Below are 18284 nucleotides of genomic sequence, written 5' to 3' on the forward strand. Positions count from 1 at the left end.
CTCACCCCGTACGGAAGTCGCCCGCACCGGCATCCGAACGCCGAACGCCGAACGGCCGGCGGGTCGCCCCCGGGAAGGGGACGGCCCACCGGCCGGACGAAGGACTGCGGACCGCGGTCCGCCGCGGCGCTCGGTGTCAGCAGCCGATCAGGCGGGTGGCCAGGTAGGACTTCACCTGGTCGAGCGACACGCGCTCCTGCGCCATGGTGTCGCGATCGCGGACGGTCACCGCGTTGTCCTCGAGGGTGTCGAAGTCGACGGTGACGCAGAACGGGGTGCCGATCTCGTCCTGGCGGCGGTAGCGCTTGCCGATCGCCCCGGCGTCGTCGAACTCGACGTTCCAGGCCGAGCGCAGGTCGGCGGCGAGGCCGCGGGCCTTCGGCGAGAGGTCGGCGTTGCGGGACAGCGGGAGCACCGCGACCTTGACCGGGGCCAGCCGCGGGTCGAGCCGCATGCCGACGCGCTTCTCCATGACGCCCTTGGCGTTCGGCGCCTCGTCCTCGAAGTAGGCGTCGAGCAGGAAGGCCAGCATGGCGCGGTTGAGGCCGGCCGCGGGCTCGATGACGTACGGGAAGTACCGCTCGTTCGCGTCCTGGTCGAAGTACTTGAGGTCCTGGCCGGAGTGCTCGCTGTGCACCGTCAGGTCGTAGTCGGTGCGGTTGGCCACGCCCTCCAGCTCGGAGAACTCGCTGCCACCGAAGTTGAAGCGGTACTCGATGTCCACCGTGCGCTTGGCGTAGTGGGACAGCTTCTCCTTGGGGTGCTCGAAGAAGCGCATGTTCTCGGTCCGCAGGCCGAGGTCGACGTACCAGTTCCAGCGCTGCTCGAGCCAGTACTCGTGCCAGGTCTCGTCCTCGCCCGGCTTGACGAAGAACTCCATCTCCATCTGCTCGAACTCGCGGGTGCGGAAGATGAAGTTGCCGGGGGTGATCTCGTTGCGGAAGCTCTTGCCGACCTGGGCGATGCCGAACGGCGGCTTCTTGCGCGTGGTGGTCTGGACGGCGCGGAAGTTGGTGAAGATGCCCTGCGCGGTCTCGGGGCGCAGGTAGGCCAGGCCGGCGGCGTCCTCGGTGACGCCGAGGTGCGTCTTCAGCATGCCCGAGAACTCCTTGGGCTCCGTGAAGGCGCCCTTGTTGCCGCAGTTCGGGCAGTTGATGTCGGCCAGGCCGTTGGCCGGGAGCTTGCCGTGCTTGGCCTCGTAGGCCTCTTCCAGGTGGTCGGCGCGGAAGCGCTTGTGACAGGAGAGGCACTCGGTCAGCGGGTCGTTGAAGGTCGCGACGTGGCCGGACGCCTCCCAGACCTCGCGGGCCAGGATCACCGAGGAGTCGATACCGACGACGTCCTCCCGAGCGGTGACCATCGCGCGCCACCACTGGCGCTTGATGTTCTCCTTGAGCTCGACTCCCAGCGGACCGTAGTCCCAGGCGGCACGCGTACCGCCGTAGATCTCGCTGCAAGGGTAGACGAAGCCACGGCGCTTGCTCAGGCTGACGATCGTGTCGATCTTGTCGGCGGCCACAGTGCTCTCTTCAGTACGACGGCACGGTCAGGGCGCGGCTGGTTGCGCGCGCCCGAATAACTCAGGGTACCGGGGATGCGGGGGCGGGGTTCAACTCGATAGTGGCACGGGCGGCCCGCCGGGTGGCTGTACCGGGAGTGAACAGCCGTGCGTTCTCCGGCGTGTTGGAGGTCGCGGGGTGAAGGCGCGGTGCCCGGCCGACACGGACGGCGCAACGAGGGGCTGCGGCACGCGGTGCGGGAGGGTCTCCCTACCGCAAGTTGACAATCATTTCCAGATAAGATGAGAATGGTTGTCATGAAGATTCGCCGCCCCTCTACCTCGATAGCCCTGGCCGCCACCGCCCTCGCCGGATCCCTGCTGCTCTCCGGCTGCGGCGGCGTCAGTAGCGCGGCGGGGAAGGACGGCGGGAAGCTGGACGTGGTGGCCTCCTTCTACCCGATGGAGTTCCTGGCCCGGCAGATCGGCGGGGAGCACGTCAGGATCACCGATCTGACGGCCCCGGGCGTGGAGCCGCACGACCTGGAGCTGACGGCCAAGCAGGTCGCGGCCGTCCAGCGGGCCGACGCGGTGGTCTACCTGAAGGGCCTGCAGCCGACCGTGGACAAGGCCGTCGAGCAGGGCCACCTCAAGCACGTGGTGGACGCGACCGCCGCCTCCCCGCTGGTGGACCACCACCTCGACGAGGGCGGCGAGGACGAGGCCGAGGCGCACGACGGCGAGAGCGGGCACGAGCACAGCGGCACGGCCGGCGACCCGCACATCTGGCTGGACCCGGCCCGGTACGCGACGGTGGCCCGCAGCGTGGGCGCCGAACTCGCGGAGATCGACCCTGCCAACGCCGACGACTACCGGCACAACACCGACGACCTGGTGGCCCGGCTGACCTCCCTGGACCAGGAGTTCAAGGACGGCCTGGCGAACGCCACCACCCGGACCTTCGTCACCAGCCACGCCGCGTTCGGCTACCTCGCCGACCACTACGGGCTGGAGCAGGTCGCCATCAACGGAGTCGACCCGGAGGCCGAACCCACCCCGTCCCGGATGGCCGCGATCCAGCGCGCCGCCAAGGAGAACGGCGCGACCACCGTCTTCTTCGAGGCCCTGGTCAGCCCCAAGCTGGCCGAGACCGTGGCCTCCGACCTGGGGCTCAAGACCGCCGTGCTCGACCCCCTGGAGGGGATCAAGGAGCCGGACCGGAACGACTACTTCTCCGTCATGCGGCAGAACCTGACCAACCTGCGGGCCGCGCTCGGCGCCAGCTGAGCGGACCTGGGCGAGCGGCGAGAGCAGAGCGAGGAACCACCATGAGCGCTGTCACCCCCACGACGGACTCCGACCACGACACCGACCGCAGCACCGGCCACGACACCGACCGCAGCACCGACCACCGGGGCATCAGCGGGCGCACCGCCGGGGAGGTCCGCGAGGAGGCCGGCGGCGAGGCCGGGCCGGCGGTCGTCGGGCTGCAGGGAGCGGTCGCCACCGTCGGGGGGCGGCCGGTGCTGCGCGGCGTCGACCTCACCGTCCGGCCGGGCGAGGTGGTCGCCCTGCTGGGTGCCAACGGGTCCGGCAAGTCCACCACCGTGAAGAGCGTGATCGGCTCGGTGCCGCTGGACCGGGGCAGCCTGGAACTGTTCGGCCGGCCGTACCGCAGGTTCCGGGACTGGCACCGGATCGGGTACGTCCCGCAGCGCACCACCGCGGCCGGCGGGGTGCCGGCCACGGTCCGCGAGGTGGTCTCCACCGGACGGCTGCCGCAGCACGGGCTGCTGCCGTTCCGGCGCAAGGACCGGGCCGCGGTGGACCGGGCGCTGACCGCCGTCGGCATGCTGGACCGGGCCGCCGACGGGGTGGCCCACCTGTCCGGCGGCCAGCACCAGCGGGTGCTGATCGCCCGCGCCCTGGTCGGCCGGCCCGACCTGCTGATCATGGACGAGCCGATGGCCGGGGTCGACGTGGACAGCCAGCAGGTGCTCGCCGACATCCTCCGCAGCGAGGTGGAGCGCGGCTGCGCGGTCCTGCTGGTGCTGCACGAGCTCGGGCCGCTGGAGCCGCTGATCGACCGCGCCGTGGTGCTCCGCGACGGCTGCGTGGCGCACGACGGACCGCCGCCCCGGGGCGTCGGCCAGCACGCGCTGCCCGGCCACGACCACGTCCACCCGCACGCCGACGACCACCACCGCACCACCCAGGGGCTACTGGCATGATCGAGATGTTCCAACCCGACTTCATGCAGCGGGCGTTCCTCGCCGCCGTGCTGGTCGGCATCACCGCACCCTCGATCGGCATCTACCTGGTGCAGCGCCGGCAGGCGCTGATGGGCGACGGCATCGGGCACGTCGCGCTCACCGGCGTCGGCCTGGGCTTCCTGTTCCAGGCCAACCCGATGTGGACGGCGGTGCTGGTCTGCGTGCTCGGCGCCGTCGTGATGGAGCTGGTCCGGGCCCGCGGCAACCAGCGCGGCGACATCGCGCTGGCGATGCTCTTCTACGGCGGCATGGCCGGCGGCAAGCTGCTGGTCTCGATGAGCAGCCAGTCCGGCGCGGGCAGCCTGGAGAGCTACCTGTGGGGCTCCATCCTGTTCGTCTCCCCCGGCGACCTGGTGGTGATCGCCGTGCTCGCGGCGGTGGTCGTCGCGGTCACCGTGGGCCTGCGCCGCCAGCTGTTCGCGGTCTGCCAGGACGAGGAGTTCGCCCGGGTCACCGGCCTCCCGGTGCGGGTGCTGAACCTGCTGCTCGCGGTGATGGCCGCGGTCACCGTGACCGTCGCCATGCGGGTGGTCGGCCTGCTGCTGGTGAGTGCGCTGATGGTGGTCCCGGTGGCGGCCGCCCAGCAGCTGACCCGCTCCTTCGCGGCCACCCAGGCCGCCGCGATCGGCGTGGGCGTGCTGACCGCCCTGTTCGGCGTCGGCACCTCCTACCAGGCCGACCTGCCGTCCGGCCCGACCATCGTGTTCCTGGCCATCCTCGCCTTCGCCCTGTTCAGCGCGGTCGCCGCGCCGCTGGCCAGGCGACGGCACCGGGCGTCCGCCGAACACGGCCCGGCGGTGTGCGACGTGGCCTTGCCCGGCCCCGCTACCGAGGGTTCCGCCGTGGGAGGCCCCGCGGCGGGGAGTTCCGCCGCCGGTCCGGGAACCGCGGAGGGCGGGGGCGCAGTCCTGGAGGGAACGGGGCCGGTTCGGGCACCGGCAGGGGCGACGGTCGATGCACCGCCGTCGGGGGAGTCGCTGTCAAGTCGGGGGCTGGCACAATGATGTGCGAAACCACCCGATCAGCAGGAGGACCCACGGTGACCACCGCAGGCCCGTCGCCGCGCGCGCGATCGACTCGGCAGCGCACCGCCGTCTCGGCGGTCCTGGACGAGATTGAGGACTTCCGCAGCGCGCAGGAACTGCACGACATGCTCAAGCACCGGGGCGACTCGGTGGGTCTGACCACCGTCTACCGCACGCTGCAGTCGCTGGCCGAAGCCGGTGAGGTGGACGTGCTGCGCACCGCCGAGGGCGAAGCGGTCTACCGGCGGTGCAGCAGCGGGCACCACCACCACCTGGTGTGCCGGCACTGCGGGGCGACCGTCGAGGTCGAGGGCCCCGCGGTCGAACGGTGGGCCAACGCGGTCGCCGCCGAACACGGGTTCAGCGACATCGCGCACACCCTGGAGATCTTCGGCACCTGCGGCGACTGCGCCGCCAAGCAGCAGCAGGAGGAGTAGGCACCACCGCGGCCCGGCAGCGGACGCCGCCCGGCCCGGGCAACGGGTGAGGGCCCGGATCGGAACAGTCCGATCCGGGCCCTCACCCGTACTCCCCGCACTCGCGTTTCCCGCGCCTGCTGCGGTCCCCCCGTCCTTCTCCCGCAGCCGGTCAGCGCTGCGGCGGGACCTCGGCGCCGACCTCGTTGGGGAGGGCGCCGCCGAAGCGGCGGTCGCGGCGGGCGTACTGCTCGCAGGCGCGCCACAGGTCACGGCGGTCGAAGTCCGGCCAGAGCACGTCCTGGAAGACCAGCTCCGCGTAGGCGGACTGCCAGGCGAGGAAGTTGGAGGTGCGCTGCTCGCCGCTGGGGCGCAGGAACAGGTCGACGTCCGGCATGTCCGGGTAGTAGAGGTACTTGGCGAACAGCTTCTCGTTGACCTTCTCCGGGTTGAGCTTCCCGGCGGCGACGTCGCGGGCGATGGCCAGCGCGGCGTCGGCGATCTCGGCCCGGCCGCCGTAGTTGACGCAGAAGTACAGCGTCATGGCGTCGTTGTTCTTGGTCTGCTCCTGGGCGACCTGGAGCTCCTGGACCACGCTCTTCCACATCTTCGGCATCCGGCCGACCCAGCGGATCCGGATGCCCATGGCGTCCATCTCGTCGCGGCGGCGGCGGATCACGTCCCGGTTGAAGTTCATCAGGAACTTCACCTCCTCCGGGGAGCGCTTCCAGTTCTCGGTGGAGAACGCGTACAGCGAGAGGTTCTTGACGCCGATCTCCAGGCAGCCGCGCAGCACGTCGAGGACGACGCCCTCACCGACCCGGTGTCCCTCGGTCCGGGGCAGGCCGCGCTCCTTGGCCCAGCGGCCGTTGCCGTCCATGACCACCGCGACGTGTTCGGGAACCAGCTCGCCGGGGATCTTCGGCGGCCTGGCGCCGCTCGGGTGCGGGGCCGGAGTCTCGTACGTCCGCTTGCTGCCGAACAGCCGTCGCGCGACCATGCTCACTTCTCCACGTATCTCATCGAGCGGATGCCCCGCTCCAGGTGCCACTGCAGGTAGGCGGCCACCAGCCCGCTGCCCTCGCGCCAGTACCGCGGCTCGCAGCCGTCGGCGGTCTGCCAGTCTCCGGAGAGCAGCGCGCCGAGCAGTACCAGTGTCTCAGGGGAGGGTACGGCACTTCCGGGCACCCGGCAGTCGCCGCACAGCACGCCACCGGCCTGGAGGGAGAAGAAGCGGTTGGGTCCGGGCAGCCCGCAGCGGGCGCAGTCGGTGAAACTCGCCCCGTAGCCGTTGACGGCGAGCGAGCGCAGCAGGAAGGCATCCAGCACCAGGTGCGACTGGTGGGTGCCGGCCGCCAGCGTGCGGAGGGCGCCGACCAGCAGCAGGTACTGCTGGACGGCGGGCTGGCCCTCGTTCTCGGCGAAGCGCTCGGCGGTCTCCAGCATCGCGGTGCCGGCGGTGTAGCGGGCGTAGTCGTCGACGATCCGGGCGCCGTAGGGGGCGATGGTCTCCACCTGGGTGCACAACGGCAGGGTGCGGCCGACCAGTTCGCTGCCGCGGCTGAAGAACTGGATGTCGACGTGCGAGAACGGTTCGAGGCGGGCGCCGAACTTCGACTTGGTCCGGCGCACTCCCCGGGCCACCGCCCGGACCTGGCCGTGCTGGCGGGTCAGGAAGGTGATGATCCGGTCGGCCTCGCCGAGCTTCTGGGTGCGCAGCACGATGCCGTCGTCGCGGAAGAGACTCATGGTGGAACCCATTGTCCCGCACCCCGCCGACAGCCCGGGCCCCGACGGCCCGACGGGGACGGCCCGCCGGGGACGGGCCCGACGGCGGCGCAGCCGTGAACCCGCACCGGGGTTGTGGGGCTTTCGCCCGTGCGGTGCGGGACACGGCGGGCCCGGGAGGGGGGTGTATGGGCCCGGCTCATGGATGGGGCGGGAGAGAGGGGACGCGGAGCGGTGGAGGGGGGTCAGTGCGGGGCGCGGGTGGCCGCCTCCAGCAGCCGGTCCACCTGCGGGGCGGTGAGGCGCAGGCAGCGGCCGACCACGGCGAGCGCGGCCCGCTCCTGCGGGAGGTAGCGGCCGTCGGCGAGGGCGATCACGGCGCCGAGGGTGAGCAGGCGCTCGCGGCCCTGGAGGGCCAGGTGCGGGGCGAGCGGTTCGAGCGCGGCGTGCAGTTCGACGGCGAGTCCGCCGCCCTCGACGTCCACGTCCAGCGGGTCGCCGCCGCCGTGCCCGGAGAGCGCGGCGAGCGAGGCCAGCACCTGGGCCTCGCCGCAGTCGTCGAACCCGGCTTCCTTGATCACCGCGCAGGCGGCCTCCCGCCCACCGCGCCCGGCGGTGCCGCCGGCGGCGAGCGCGGCCAGCGCGACGGTGTACTGGGCGTCGCGGAGCATCGCGCCGAGCCGGACCGAGGTCAACTGCTCCAGGGCGTCGACCCCGTAGCGGCCGCGGCAGGAGGTGCACTGGACGCTGCGGGCCACGCCGCCGAGCGGCAGCACCGGCGTCCCGAGCAACCGCAGCCACCGTCGGCCGTGTTGCCGGCGGTAGTTGCGGTCTCCGCCGCAGCCCGGGCAGAAGAATTCACCGAGGACATCCGTCCGCCACCGAGGGCGAACACCCCACAACCCTGTCACGGCGCCACTCCCCAGACATGGCAGGCGGCCTGCACATCAGTGGGCAGGTCACGCGACCGGACGCCGGAGTCGTCCCACCGACCCCGGTTCCGGTCCGACGATGTTGCCACGGTTACCGGCTCGTGTCAGCACCCTGAACGGGTGCCGAGGGGAAAATTTGTGACCGGGGACACATGTGATCGACGACACGGTCCGAGCGGCCGCGGGGCGGGCCTGGCACGTCCCGACGATTGGTCAACTACCGCGGGGAAGAGGCCGGATGGGCCGCAGGAGGAGGACGGGCGGGCCGGAAACCCCCGAGGGGTCCGCCGGTGGCGGGCCCCTCGGGGCGGGCGCGGGCGCCGGAGCGGGCGGGCGCCCGGACGGCGTCAGTCGCGCTGGGCCGACCGGTTGACGGCGCTGATCAGGGCCTTCAGCGAGGCCAGCACGGTGTTGGAGTCGATGCCCACGCCCCACAGCACCTTGTCGCCGACGGCGCACTCGACGTACGCGGCGGCCTGGGCGTCGCCGCCCTCGCTCAGCGCGTGCTCGGCGTAGTCCAGGACGCGGACGTCCACGCCGATCGAGGCCAGCGCGTTGACGAACGCGGAGACCGGGCCGTTGCCGCTGCCGGTCAGGGTGACCGGGGTGCCGTCGACGACGGCCTCGGTGCTCAGCGCGTCGCGGCCGTCCTCGGTGGTCAGGCTGCGGGAGCCGCTCAGCGAGATCCGGCCCCACGGGTTGGCCGGGGTCGGCAGGTACTCGTCCTGGAAGACCGCCCAGATGTCGGCGGGGGTGACCTCGCCGCCCTCGGCGTCGGTCTTGGTCTGGATGATCTTCGAGAACTCGATCTGCATCCGGCGCGGCAGGTCCAGCTTGTGGTCGTTCTTCAGCACGTAGGCGATGCCGCCCTTGCCGGACTGCGAGTTGACCCGGATGACCGCCTCGTAGCTGCGGCCGACGTCCTTCGGGTCGATCGGCAGGTAGGGCACGCCCCAGGTGTGCTCGGAGACCGGGACGCCGGCGGCGGCCGCGTCGGCCTCCAGGGCGTCGAAGCCCTTCTTGATCGCGTCCTGGTGCGAGCCGGAGAAGGAGGTGAAGACCAGGTCGCCCGCGTAGGGGTGGCGCTCGGCCACCGGCATCTGGTTGCAGTACTCGGCGGTGCGGCGGATCTCGTCGATGTCGGAGAAGTCGATCATCGGGTCGACGCCCTGGGAGAACAGGTTCATCCCGACGTTGACCAGGTCCAGGTTGCCGGTGCGCTCGCCCTGCCCGAACAGGCAGCCCTCGACGCGGTCGGCGCCGGCCATCACGGCCAGCTCGGCGGAGGCCACGCCGGTGCCGCGGTCGTTGTGCGGGTGGGTGGACAGGCAGACGAACTCGCGGCGGCTCAGGTTCCGCGACATCCACTCGATCTTGTCGGCGTAGACGTTCGGGGTGGAGCGCTCGACGGTGGTCGGCAGGTTCAGGATGATCTCGCGGCCCTCGCCGGGCTGCCAGACGTCCATCACCGCCTCGCAGACCTCCAGCGCGTAGTCCAGCTCGGTGTCGATGAAGATCTCCGGCGAGTACTCGTAGCCGAAGACGGTCTCGTCGCCCAGGACCTTCTCGGCGTACTCCATCACCAGGCGGGTGCCGTCCACCGCGATGGCCTTGATCTCTTCCTTGCCGGCCCGGAACACCACCCGGCGGAACAGCGGCGAGGTCGCGTTGTACAGGTGGACGGTGGCCCGCGGGGCGCCCTTCAGCGACTCGACGGTGCGCTCGATCAGGTCCTCGCGGGCCTGGGTCAGCACCGAGATGGTGACGTCCTCCGGGATCGCGTCCTCGTCGATCAGCGAGCGGACGAAGTTGAAGTCGGTGGCGCCGGACGACGGGAAGCCGACCTCGATCTCCTTGTAGCCCATCTTCACCAGCAGGTCGAACATCTTGCGCTTGCGGACCGGCGACATCGGGTCGATCAGCGCCTGGTTGCCGTCCCGCAGGTCGGTGGAGAGCCAGCGCGGGGCCCGGGTGATGACCTTGGACGGCCAGGTGCGGTCCGGCAGGTCGACGGTGCCGAAGGGTACGTACCGCTGGAAGGGCATGCCCGAGGGCTTCTGCTGCACGGTGGCGGCGGTGATCGGGGTCGGACGGTCGACGAACGCGCGGGCGACGGAGGACTGTTCGGTCATGGGTGAGGCTCTCGGCTTCCCTTGTCGAAGGCGGTCTGCGGTCGGGGGCAGGAACACCCGACTCGGCCGACTGAATGCGCCGCGAAGATCACGCTGGACGCAACACGACTCCCCGCGGCGAGGGGGCCGGCCTTCACTGGACTACAGGCCCTCGCCGCGGCAGCTAAGAAGAAGCAGCCGGATGCGCATGATGCCGCCACTGTAACAAGAGCGGACGGGCCGACGCAGTGAGCCCCGCCACGATCCCACCCACTGAGACGGGCCCGGAGAGCCTCCCGGCGGCCCCGGCGGCACCCGCCACCCCCCTGGCGGCCGGGCCGGGGCCCGGCCCGGAGCCCGGCCGCGCAGACCTGCGGAGAGCCGGGAAGGACCCGCGAGGAGTTGGTGAAAAGCCTCGGCAAATTCCTCCGGTGCGTAGCACACTGACAACCATGCGTATCCAGGTCACCCGCACCGGCGGGTTCGCCGGTCTGCTCCGGTATGCCGAGATGGACACCACGGAGCGCCCGGACGCCCCGCACGTGCACGCCCTGGCCCGCGAGGCGGTGGCCGGCGGGCTGCGCGCACCCGCGTACGGCGTGCCCGACGGCTTCCACTACGAGATCACCGTCGACGGCCGCACCGTCCACTGCGCCGACCCGAAGCTCACCGACTCCCAGCGCGAACTGGTGAGCCTGGTGCTCCGCGAAGGAGCCTGACGGACCGTCAACCAGCACCCGGGGACGGGGAGTTCAGATCCACCCGTCCAACGAGGCGAGGAAGCCCGCCGGGTCGTCGCGGTGGATGCTGTGCCCGGCGCCCGGCACGGTGCGCACCTCGAAGCCGCGGCGGCGCAGTTCGGCGGCCTCCTCGTCCGACACCAGCCCGCTGGGATCGGCGAGCTGGACGAGCGAGGGGACGGCCGGGGCGTCCGGCAGCGCGGACAGCTCGGGGTGCGCCCACAGGCCGAGAGCGGTGTCGGTGTCCCAGAGCGCGAGGGCGGCCAGCTCGGCGTCCACGTCCTCGACCGGCCAGCCGGGGTGCATGCTGGTGATGAACTGCCTGGTCCCGAAGCGCTTGAAGCCGACGAACGGCTCCGGCCCGAGCCCGGGGCGGTCGTAGACGAACGCGGGGTCGCTGTAGACCGCCCGGGCGGGCTTCAGCCGCTCGACGGCCCGCCAGAGCGCCAGCGCGCCCATCGAGTGGCCGATCGCCACGTCCGCCCCGGCGGGCAGGGTGTCGACCAGGTCCTCGGCGAACTGCTCGGGCCCGTACCGCTCGCGCGGGCTCTCCCCGGTGCCGCGCGGGGAGACGCCGTGGCCGCGCAGGTCGACGGCGATCACCCGGTAGCCGCGCGCGGCGAGTTCGGGGCCGATCAGCCGCCAGGTCCGGTGGTCGGCCTGGATGCCGTGGATCAGCAGGGCGGTGCGCTCTCCCCCGCCCCACTCGTGGGTGTGCAGTTCCATCCCGACCGGCCCCTCCCCTTGCGACGCTCCGTCAGAAGCCGAGCTTACGCAGCTGCTTGGGGTCGCGCTGCCAGTCCTTGGCCACCTTGACGTGCAGGTCCAGGTAGACCGGGGTGCCCAGGAGCGCCTCGATCTGCTTGCGGGCGGTGGTGCCGACGTGCTTGAGCCGGGAGCCCTTGGCGCCGATCACGATGGCCTTCTGGCTCTGCCGCTCGATGTACACGTTGGCGTGGATGTCCAGCAGCGGGCGGTCGGCGGGCCGGCCCTCGCGCGGGATCATCTCCTCGACCACCACGGCCAGCGAGTGCGGCAGCTCGTCGCGGACGCCCTCCAGCGCGGCCTCCCGGATCAGCTCGGCGACCATGGTCTGCTCGGGCTCGTCGGTGAGGTCGCCGTCCGGGTACAGCGGCACGCCCTCGGGCAGCAGCTTGGTCAGCAGCTCGCCCACCAGCTCGACCTGCTGGTCGCCGACGGCGGAGACCGGGATGATCTCGGCCCACTCGATGCCGAGCTCGGCGCCCAGCTGGTGGACGGCGATCAGCTGTTCGGCGAGCCGCTTGGAGTCGACCAGGTCGGTCTTGGTGACGATCGCGACCTTCGGCGTCTTGCGGATCTCGGCGAGCTCCTTGGCGATGAACTTGTCGCCGGGGCCGAGCTTCTGGTCGGCGGGCACGCAGAAGCCGATCACGTCGACCTCCGCCCAGGTGGTGCGGACCAGGTCGTTGAGTCGCTCGCCGAGCAGGGTGCGGGGCTTGTGCAGCCCGGGCGTGTCCACCAGGACGAGCTGGGAGTCGGGGCGGTGCACGATGCCGCGCACGGTGTGCCGGGTGGTCTGCGGACGGTCGGAGGTGATCGCGACCTTCGTCCCGACCAGGGCGTTGGTCAGGGTCGACTTGCCCGCGTTGGGACGGCCGACGAAACACGCGAACCCGGAGCGGTACGGGGAGGAAGGGGCATTCATGACACCCATTGTCGCCGATCCCCGGAGCCGACCCGGTCATCGGGCGTTCAGTCGGCCTTCTTGCCGCCGCCGGTGATCGCGCCGACCAGGACGGAGGCCAGCAGGGTCAGGGTGCCGGCCAGCCACCACGGGGACCCGGTCTCGTGCCAGCGTCCGAAACCCATGACGCAGAGCAGCAGTCCGCAGAAGAACGCCGCGACGCCCATGTCCCGTTCCCTCCCTCGCCGGGACGAGATCCCAGCCGGTGCGATTATCGCACCCAGCAGGAGGCGCAGGGAGGGCCGACAGAGCCCCGGACACCTCGCCCGGGGCACTCCCCGCCCGTAGGCTCACTCGGCCGCCGCGGCCACCTTCAGCGCCCCGTCCGGCCCGGCCAGCAGCACCGGCGTCCCGGCCCCGCCCAGGTCCCGCACCGCGGCCAGGTCGCCCGCGGCCGGCGCGTCCGCCTCGGACACCACCGCGGCCGCCTCCAGACCCTTCGCCCCGCTGGCCACCGCCATCGCCACCGCGGTCTGCAGCGCGCTCAGCCTCAGCGACTCCAGCGCCACCGTGCCGGCCACGTACGTCCGCCCGGTCTCGTCCCGGACCGCCGCCCCCTCGGCCACGCCGTTGCGGGCGCGGGCCGAACGGGCCAGCGTGATGATCTTCTTGTCCTCGGGGTCCAGCTCGGAAATCTCGGTCATGGCCCGAGCATAGGCCGTGCCGGACCGGCCGACCGGCGCCGCTCAGCCCTTGAGCAGCGCCCCCTCCCCCGCCGGTGCGAACGCCGCGAGCGCCGCGTCGATCCGACCCAGCACCGCGGCGTCCAGGGCCAGCTCCGCCGCGGCCTGGTTCTCCCGGATGTGCGCGGGGGTGCGGCTGCCCGGGATCGGCACCACGTGGTCGTCCTGGTGCAGCAGCCAGGCCAGCGCCAGCTGGCCGGGGGTGACGCCGAGTTCCGCGGCGATCGCGCGCAGCGGGGCGTACCGGTCGTTGTTAGCGGCCAGGTTCTCGGCGGAGAACCTGGCGTGGTTGCGCCGGAAGTCGTCCTCGGCGACCTGCCGCACGGTGCCGGTCAGGAAGCCGCCGCCGAGCGGGCTCCAGGCCACCACGCCGACGCCCAGCTCGCGGGCGGCGGCCAGCAGTTCCGGGTCGATCGGCTGCCACATCGACCACTGGGTCTGCACCGCCGCGACGGGGTGCACCGCGTGCGCGGCCCGCAGCTGCGCGGCCGTCACGTTGGAGACGCCCAGGTGCCGCACCAGCCCGTCGGCGATCAGTTCGGCGACCGCGCCGACGGTGTCCTCGAACGGCACCTGCGGGTCCGGGAAGTGCGGGTAGTACAGGTCGATCACCTCGGTGCCGAGGTTGCGCAGCGACTGCTCCGCGTAGCCGCGCACGTGCGCGGGCTCGCAGTTGACCGCCAGCTCGCCGAACGCGAAGTGCACCGGGAAGCGGTGCGGCTCGGCGCCCGCCGGCACCCGGAAGCCGAACTTGGTGGCCAGCAGCACCTCGTCCCGGCGGCCCCGGACGGCCCGGCCGACCAGCTGTTCGTTGTGCCCGTCGGCGCCGTAGCCGTCCGCGGTGTCGATCAGCCGGGCCCCGGCGTCGATCGCGGCCCGCAGCGCGTCCTGCCCGCGCCGCTCGTCGGTCTCGCCGTACACGCCGGGCGAGAGCACCATCGCCCCGAACCCGATCGGCGGGCCGGCCAGCGCTCCCAGTGTGCGTTCCGTCATCACGGTTCCCCCTCCGGACGGACTGCGGCCCGACGGACCTGACGGTCCGTCGGGCCTTGGCGGTCCCACTCTACGACGGGGCGGTGTCAGTGCCCGGTCGGTTTCGGCGGGCCCGGGCGGAGCACCTTCACCAGCGCGGGCGGGCCGTCCGGGAGGGCGTCGTCGTCGGAGTGGCGCTCCTTCCAGTACGGGTTGTCCTGCGGCAGGTGGCTGCCGACCCGGCCGTACATGCCGAAGGTCAGGACCACGAAGCCGAACACGAAGCTGAAGATGACGTTGGAGATGTGGAAGGCGAGCCGGTTGGCGCTGGAGTCCAGCACCGTCAGGCCGACGAAGCCGGCCAGCACGAACAGCACGCCCACGATCATGTTGATGTTCGAGGCGGTGTTGCCGCCGATCACCGCGCCCAGGATCAGGATGCCGCCGGCCACCAGCGACAGCACGCTCAGCGCCCCGTTGCTGGACAGGCCGATCACCTCCTTGCCCGAGGTGTCCAGGAAGCCCGGGTGGGTCCCGGTCAGTCCGAGGATGCCGAACACGATCAGGAACAGTCCGCAGAGGCCCGCGCCGTAGCGGTAGACCCTGCCGAGCCGGTGGTCGACCGGGAGTTCGTCGTGCAGTCTCATCGGGTCCTCCCCGCGTGGTCGGAGTGGTCGGAGCGGAGGAACGGCACCTCGTGGAGGTAGAGCGACCCGCACTGCTGGCAGCAGTGCAGCCCGGTGCCCCAGGCCTCCTCCGGCCTGCTCTCGGCGTCCGAGGCGATCTCGGCACCGCACATGCCGTGCGAGGGGTCGGCGGCACGGACCACGTGCCACCTGGCCACCCCGCCGGCCGGCCCGCTCGGGCCGTACTCCGCGCGCAGTAGATGTGCCATGCCTTCCACGGTGCGCGTACCCCGGGCGACACCGCAAACGGGCCCCGGGACGAACCGTCCCAACCGGTCGCACCGATGGGGACGGTCCGTCCAAGGGCCCGTCCGGGAACCTGGGCGGGAACCTGGCCGGGGAACTCGGCCGAGCGCCCGCCGTCACGCGGGGTGCCCGTACGACGACGGGCGTCCGGGAGCCTAGGAGGCGGCCTCCTCGGCCTGCTCCCGGCTCTCCTCGGCGACCCGCACCGGGGTGGCCACCACGGTGCCGATCCGGTTGCGGCGCCCGGCCGAGCTCTCCGCGGTCAGGCCGATCGCGGCCAGCCCGCTGCCCTCCGGCACTGGCACCTCGCACGAGGAGCCCGGGATCGGCACCCGGCCCAGGCACTTGGCCAGCAGCCCGCCGACGGTCTCCACGTCCTCGTCGTCCAGCTCGATGCCGAACAGCTCGCCGAGGTCCTCCACGGTGAGCCGGGCGGTGATCCGGTACGAGCCGTCGCCGAGGTCCTCGACCGGGGCGATCTCCCGGTCGTACTCGTCGGTGATCTCGCCGACGATCTCCTCCAGGATGTCCTCGATGGTGACCAGCCCGGCGGTGCCGCCGTACTCGTCGATCACGATCGCCACGTGCGAGCGCATCTGCTGCATCTCGCGCAGCAGGTCGGCGGCCGGCTTGGAGTCGGGGACGAAGACCGCCGGGCGCATCACCGAGTCGACCTGCTCGGACTCGGCGTCCCGGTTGATGTGGGTGCGGCGCACCAGGTCCTTGAGGTAGACGATGCCGACCACGTCGTCCTCGTTGTCGCCGACCACCGGGATCCGCGAGAAGCCGGAGCGCAGCGCCAGGGTCAGGGTCTGCCGGACCGTCTTGTGCCGCTCGATCATCACCAGGTCGGTGCGCGGCACCATCACCTCGCGCACGATGGTGTCGCCCAGCTCGAAGACCGAGTGCACCATCCGGCGCTCCTCGTCCTCGATCAGGTCGTCCTTCTCGGCCAGGTCGACCAGGGCCCGCAGCTCGGCCTCGGAGGCGAACGGGCCCTCCTTGTAGCCCTTGCCGGGCGTCAGCGCGTTGCCCAGCAGGATCAGCAGCCGCGGGATCGGCCCGAGGATCCGGGCCAGCGGCAGCAGCACCCAGGAGGCCGCGGTGACGGTGCTCAGCGGGTGCTGGCGGCCGATCGTGCGCGGGGAGACCCCGACCGCCACGAAGGACACCAGCACCATCACGCCGAACGCCACCAGCACGGCCTGCCAGGTCTGCTGGAAGCCGCGCACGCAGACCACGGTGACCAGCACCGCGGCGGCCATCTCGCAGGCCACCCGGATCAGCGTCGCCAGGTTCAGGTAGCGGATGCTGTCCGAGGCCAGGGTCAGCAGCCGGCCGGAGCCGCGACGCCCGGAGCGGACCGCCTCCTCGGCGCGGAACCGGGAGATCCGGGAGATCCCCGCCTCGGCGCACGCGGCCAGCCAGCCGAGCACCACCAGCAGCAGGGCCCCGATCAGGAAGCTCGTACTCTCACCACTCACAGCGGGCCGGCCCTCAGTGGACGGTCGGCGCGGGCGACAGGCCGGACAGGCCGCGGCCGACCCGCCAGTCGTCCAGGATCCGCTTCTGGAGCGCGAACATCTCGCGCTCCTCGTCGGGCTCCTCGTGGTCGTAGCCGAGCACGTGCAGCACCCCGTGGACGGTGAGCAGCTGCAGCTCCTCGTCCATCGAGTGCTTGGTGGGGGCGGCCAGGCCCTGCTCCTTCGCCACCTCGGGGCAGAGCACGATGTCGCCGAGCAGGCCCTCCGGCAGGTCCTCGCCCTCCTTGCCCGGACGCAGCTCGTCCATCGGGAAGGACATCACGTCGGTCGGTCCTGGCAGGTCCATCCACTGGACGTGCAGCTCCGCCATCGACTCACTGTCGTAGAGGATCACGGAGAGCTCGGACTGCGGATGGATCCGCATCTGGTCGAGGGCGTAGCGGGCGACGTCGAGGATGGACTCCTCGTCGACGTCCCACCCGGACTCGTTGGCGATGTCGATCGACATGGAGGGCTCAGTACTCAGCTTTCGGTGCGATGGGACTGGCGGGGCGCCCGGGCGCCCCGCCGTTGGGCGGGTTTGCGGTCGCCGGACTCCTCGGCCTCCTGCCGGGCGTCCCAGCGTTCGTACGCATCCACGATGCGGCCGACCAGCTTGTGCCGCACCACGTCGGTGCTGGTCAGCACCGAGAAGTGGATGTCGGGCACGTCGGCGAGGATCTCCTGGACGACCTTGAGGCCGGAGCGGGTGCCGCCCGGCAGGTCGATCTGGCTGGTGTCGCCGGTCACGACCACCCGGGAGTTGAAGCCCAGGCGGGTCAGGAACATCTTCATCTGCTCGGGCGAGGTGTTCTGCGCCTCGTCGAGGATGATGAAGGCGTCGTTCAGGGTGCGTCCGCGCATGTACGCCAGCGGGGCCACCTCGATGGTTCCGGCCGCCATCAGCCGGGGGATCGAGTCCGGGTCCATCATGTCGTGCAGCGCGTCGTACAGCGGGCGCAGGTACGGGTCGATCTTCTCGTAGAGGGTGCCGGGCAGGAAGCCCAGCCGCTCCCCCGCCTCGACGGCCGGCCGGGTCAGGATGATCCGGTTGACCTCCTTGGCCTGCAGGGCCTGGACGGCCTTGGCCATCGCCAGGTAGGTCTTGCCGGTGCCGGCCGGGCCGAGGCCGAAGACGATGGTGTGCTTGTCGATCGCCTCGACGTAGCGCTGCTGGTTGACCGTCTTGGGGCGGATGGTGCGGCCCCGGTTGGACAGGATGTTCGCCGTGAACACCTCGGACGGGGCCGGGCTGGCCGGGTCCTCGGCGGCACTCCTGAGCATGGTGATGGAGCGCTCCACGGCGTCCTCCGTCAGGGGTTGGCCGGTGCGCAGCACCAGCATCATCTCGGTGAAGAGCTGCTTGACGAGCGCGACCTCGGCGGGCGAGCCGGTGGCCGTCACCTCGTTTCCGCGGACGTGGATGTCGGCACCCGGGAAGCCCTGCTCGATCACCCGCAGGAGCGAGTCGGCGGCACCCAGCAGGGTGACCATCGGGTGCTTCTCCGGAATGACGATCCGGGTGCTGGTGGACGCCTCGTCGGGGCGCCGCTGTCCGTCGGTTCGGGTCTGCGGTGTGTCAGTCATGGGTCGGCGCTGCGGCCTGCCTCATCCCAATCCGTCGTGTCGTGTGGCTCGGGCTCTCCGGGTCACCAGGGTACGCCGCGCGGGTGTTCGCCGGAGCGGCGCGGCGGCTTCGATGGTGGGGTCTTTCGCCCCGATGTG

At 71.8% G+C, this 18284-nt stretch carries 20 protein-coding genes; 5 read left to right on the forward strand and 15 right to left on the reverse strand.

Annotated elements, in window-relative coordinates:
* Positions 1 to 136 precede the first annotated feature (136 nt).
* Positions 137 to 1519, reverse strand: coding sequence for a glycine--tRNA ligase (locus ACIQVD_RS03305; protein WP_100836081.1), 1383 nt, complete (start codon positions 1517 to 1519; stop codon positions 137 to 139).
* 297 nt (positions 1520 to 1816) lie between these two features.
* Here ACIQVD_RS03305 and ACIQVD_RS03310 point away from each other — a divergent pair, with 297 nt between their 5' ends.
* From ACIQVD_RS03310 to ACIQVD_RS03325, 4 genes are read left to right on the forward strand one after another with little or no spacing between them, the layout of a single operon-like run.
* Positions 1817 to 2785, forward strand: coding sequence for a metal ABC transporter substrate-binding protein (locus ACIQVD_RS03310; RefSeq protein WP_402285676.1), 969 nt, complete (start codon positions 1817 to 1819; stop codon positions 2783 to 2785).
* 41 nt (positions 2786 to 2826) lie between these two features.
* A complete protein-coding gene (locus tag ACIQVD_RS03315) occupies positions 2827 to 3729 on the forward strand; it encodes a metal ABC transporter ATP-binding protein (RefSeq protein WP_402285679.1) in 903 nt (300 codons plus the stop codon).
* On the forward strand, positions 3729 to 4775 hold the full coding sequence (locus ACIQVD_RS03320) for a metal ABC transporter permease (protein ID WP_402285868.1): 1047 nt from the start codon (positions 3729 to 3731) through the stop codon (positions 4773 to 4775). Before ACIQVD_RS03315 ends, ACIQVD_RS03320 begins: the two co-directional genes overlap by 1 nt.
* 35 nt (positions 4776 to 4810) lie before the next feature.
* On the forward strand, positions 4811 to 5233 hold the full coding sequence (locus tag ACIQVD_RS03325; RefSeq protein ID WP_400686582.1) for a Fur family transcriptional regulator: 423 nt from the start codon (positions 4811 to 4813) through the stop codon (positions 5231 to 5233).
* Positions 5234 to 5384: 151 nt separating this feature from the next.
* On the opposite strand, the gene ACIQVD_RS03330 is transcribed toward ACIQVD_RS03325, so the two are convergent.
* From ACIQVD_RS03330 to leuA, 4 genes are all read right to left on the reverse strand, one after another.
* Positions 5385 to 6212, reverse strand: coding sequence for an isoprenyl transferase (locus tag ACIQVD_RS03330; RefSeq protein ID WP_100836085.1), 828 nt, complete (start codon positions 6210 to 6212; stop codon positions 5385 to 5387).
* A 2-nt stretch (positions 6213 to 6214) separates the two neighbouring features.
* Positions 6215 to 6961, reverse strand: a complete 747-nt coding sequence (recO, locus tag ACIQVD_RS03335) for a DNA repair protein RecO (protein ID WP_033250275.1) — start codon at positions 6959 to 6961, stop codon at positions 6215 to 6217.
* Between the two features lie 224 nt (positions 6962 to 7185).
* On the reverse strand, positions 7186 to 7731 hold the full coding sequence (locus ACIQVD_RS03340; protein WP_402285682.1) for a TerB family tellurite resistance protein: 546 nt from the start codon (positions 7729 to 7731) through the stop codon (positions 7186 to 7188).
* 488 nt (positions 7732 to 8219) lie between these two features.
* Complete coding sequence (gene leuA, locus ACIQVD_RS03345) at positions 8220 to 10004, reverse strand: 2-isopropylmalate synthase (protein WP_402285685.1); 1785 nt, start codon at positions 10002 to 10004, stop codon at positions 8220 to 8222.
* A 431-nt stretch (positions 10005 to 10435) separates the two neighbouring features.
* Here leuA and ACIQVD_RS03350 point away from each other — a divergent pair, with 431 nt between their 5' ends.
* Entirely contained in the window at positions 10436 to 10702 is a 267-nt protein-coding gene (locus ACIQVD_RS03350) for a protealysin inhibitor emfourin (RefSeq protein ID WP_030458622.1), read from the forward strand.
* Positions 10703 to 10735: 33 nt separating this feature from the next.
* Here the strand turns inward: ACIQVD_RS03350 and ACIQVD_RS03355 are convergent, their stop codons facing one another.
* From ACIQVD_RS03355 to ACIQVD_RS03400, 10 genes are all read right to left on the reverse strand, one after another.
* On the reverse strand, positions 10736 to 11449 hold the full coding sequence (locus ACIQVD_RS03355) for an alpha/beta fold hydrolase (RefSeq protein WP_100836088.1): 714 nt from the start codon (positions 11447 to 11449) through the stop codon (positions 10736 to 10738).
* Positions 11450 to 11480: 31 nt separating this feature from the next.
* Positions 11481 to 12410: a GTPase Era gene (era, locus tag ACIQVD_RS03360; protein ID WP_111553483.1), complete on the reverse strand. Its 930-nt coding sequence runs from the start codon at positions 12408 to 12410 to the stop codon at positions 11481 to 11483.
* A 47-nt stretch (positions 12411 to 12457) separates the two neighbouring features.
* The gene (locus ACIQVD_RS03365; RefSeq protein WP_400686574.1) at positions 12458 to 12616 is read right to left on the reverse strand and encodes a hypothetical protein; all 159 of its coding nucleotides are present in this window, start codon (positions 12614 to 12616) and stop codon (positions 12458 to 12460) included.
* Positions 12617 to 12739: 123 nt separating this feature from the next.
* Positions 12740 to 13093 carry a cytidine deaminase gene (locus ACIQVD_RS03370; RefSeq protein ID WP_400686572.1) on the reverse strand — a complete coding sequence of 118 codons (354 nt, stop codon included), beginning with the start codon at positions 13091 to 13093 and terminating at the stop codon, positions 12740 to 12742.
* A gap of 42 nt (positions 13094 to 13135) precedes the next feature.
* Positions 13136 to 14125: an aldo/keto reductase gene (locus ACIQVD_RS03375; protein WP_100836090.1), complete on the reverse strand. Its 990-nt coding sequence runs from the start codon at positions 14123 to 14125 to the stop codon at positions 13136 to 13138.
* Between the two features lie 86 nt (positions 14126 to 14211).
* Positions 14212 to 14751, reverse strand: coding sequence for a DUF4383 domain-containing protein (locus ACIQVD_RS03380; protein ID WP_400686569.1), 540 nt, complete (start codon positions 14749 to 14751; stop codon positions 14212 to 14214).
* Entirely contained in the window at positions 14748 to 14999 is a 252-nt protein-coding gene (locus tag ACIQVD_RS03385) for a hypothetical protein (RefSeq protein WP_100836092.1), read from the reverse strand. The genes ACIQVD_RS03380 and ACIQVD_RS03385 overlap by 4 nt, the downstream gene beginning before the upstream one ends.
* Positions 15000 to 15191: 192 nt before the next feature.
* On the reverse strand, positions 15192 to 16520 hold the full coding sequence (locus ACIQVD_RS03390) for a hemolysin family protein (protein WP_400686567.1): 1329 nt from the start codon (positions 16518 to 16520) through the stop codon (positions 15192 to 15194).
* A 13-nt stretch (positions 16521 to 16533) separates the two neighbouring features.
* On the reverse strand, positions 16534 to 17028 hold the full coding sequence (ybeY, locus tag ACIQVD_RS03395) for an rRNA maturation RNase YbeY (protein ID WP_402285691.1): 495 nt from the start codon (positions 17026 to 17028) through the stop codon (positions 16534 to 16536).
* Positions 17029 to 17042: 14 nt separating this feature from the next.
* Positions 17043 to 18146 (reverse strand): PhoH family protein, encoded by a 1104-nt coding sequence (locus ACIQVD_RS03400; RefSeq protein ID WP_400686564.1) that lies wholly within the window; start codon positions 18144 to 18146, stop codon positions 17043 to 17045.
* Between the last annotated feature and the right edge of the window lie 138 nt (positions 18147 to 18284).

This window comes from Kitasatospora sp. NPDC090308, from assembly GCF_044769485.1.
Taxonomy (GTDB): domain Bacteria; phylum Actinomycetota; class Actinomycetes; order Streptomycetales; family Streptomycetaceae; genus Kitasatospora; species Kitasatospora fiedleri.

Excerpts from the sequence above, each read along its gene's own strand:
- ACIQVD_RS03310 (WP_402285676.1), top strand. The coding sequence starts at position 1,817 with ATGAAGATTCGCCGCCCCTCTACCTCGATAGCCCTGGCCGCCACCGCC.
- ACIQVD_RS03315 (WP_402285679.1), top strand. The coding sequence starts at position 2,827 with ATGAGCGCTGTCACCCCCACGACGGACTCCGACCACGACACCGACCGC.
- ACIQVD_RS03330 (WP_100836085.1), bottom strand. The coding sequence starts at position 6,212 with ATGGTCGCGCGACGGCTGTTCGGCAGCAAGCGGACGTACGAGACTCCG.
- recO (WP_033250275.1), bottom strand. The coding sequence starts at position 6,961 with ATGAGTCTCTTCCGCGACGACGGCATCGTGCTGCGCACCCAGAAGCTC.
- leuA (WP_402285685.1), bottom strand. The coding sequence starts at position 10,004 with ATGACCGAACAGTCCTCCGTCGCCCGCGCGTTCGTCGACCGTCCGACC.
- ACIQVD_RS03350 (WP_030458622.1), top strand. The coding sequence starts at position 10,436 with ATGCGTATCCAGGTCACCCGCACCGGCGGGTTCGCCGGTCTGCTCCGG.
- ACIQVD_RS03355 (WP_100836088.1), bottom strand. The coding sequence starts at position 11,449 with ATGGAACTGCACACCCACGAGTGGGGCGGGGGAGAGCGCACCGCCCTG.
- era (WP_111553483.1), bottom strand. The coding sequence starts at position 12,410 with ATGAATGCCCCTTCCTCCCCGTACCGCTCCGGGTTCGCGTGTTTCGTC.
- ACIQVD_RS03365 (WP_400686574.1), bottom strand. The coding sequence starts at position 12,616 with ATGGGCGTCGCGGCGTTCTTCTGCGGACTGCTGCTCTGCGTCATGGGT.
- ACIQVD_RS03370 (WP_400686572.1), bottom strand. The coding sequence starts at position 13,093 with ATGACCGAGATTTCCGAGCTGGACCCCGAGGACAAGAAGATCATCACG.
- ACIQVD_RS03375 (WP_100836090.1), bottom strand. The coding sequence starts at position 14,125 with ATGACGGAACGCACACTGGGAGCGCTGGCCGGCCCGCCGATCGGGTTC.
- ACIQVD_RS03380 (WP_400686569.1), bottom strand. The coding sequence starts at position 14,751 with ATGAGACTGCACGACGAACTCCCGGTCGACCACCGGCTCGGCAGGGTC.
- ACIQVD_RS03385 (WP_100836092.1), bottom strand. The coding sequence starts at position 14,999 with ATGGCACATCTACTGCGCGCGGAGTACGGCCCGAGCGGGCCGGCCGGC.
- ybeY (WP_402285691.1), bottom strand. The coding sequence starts at position 17,028 with ATGTCGATCGACATCGCCAACGAGTCCGGGTGGGACGTCGACGAGGAG.
- ACIQVD_RS03400 (WP_400686564.1), bottom strand. The coding sequence starts at position 18,146 with ATGACTGACACACCGCAGACCCGAACCGACGGACAGCGGCGCCCCGAC.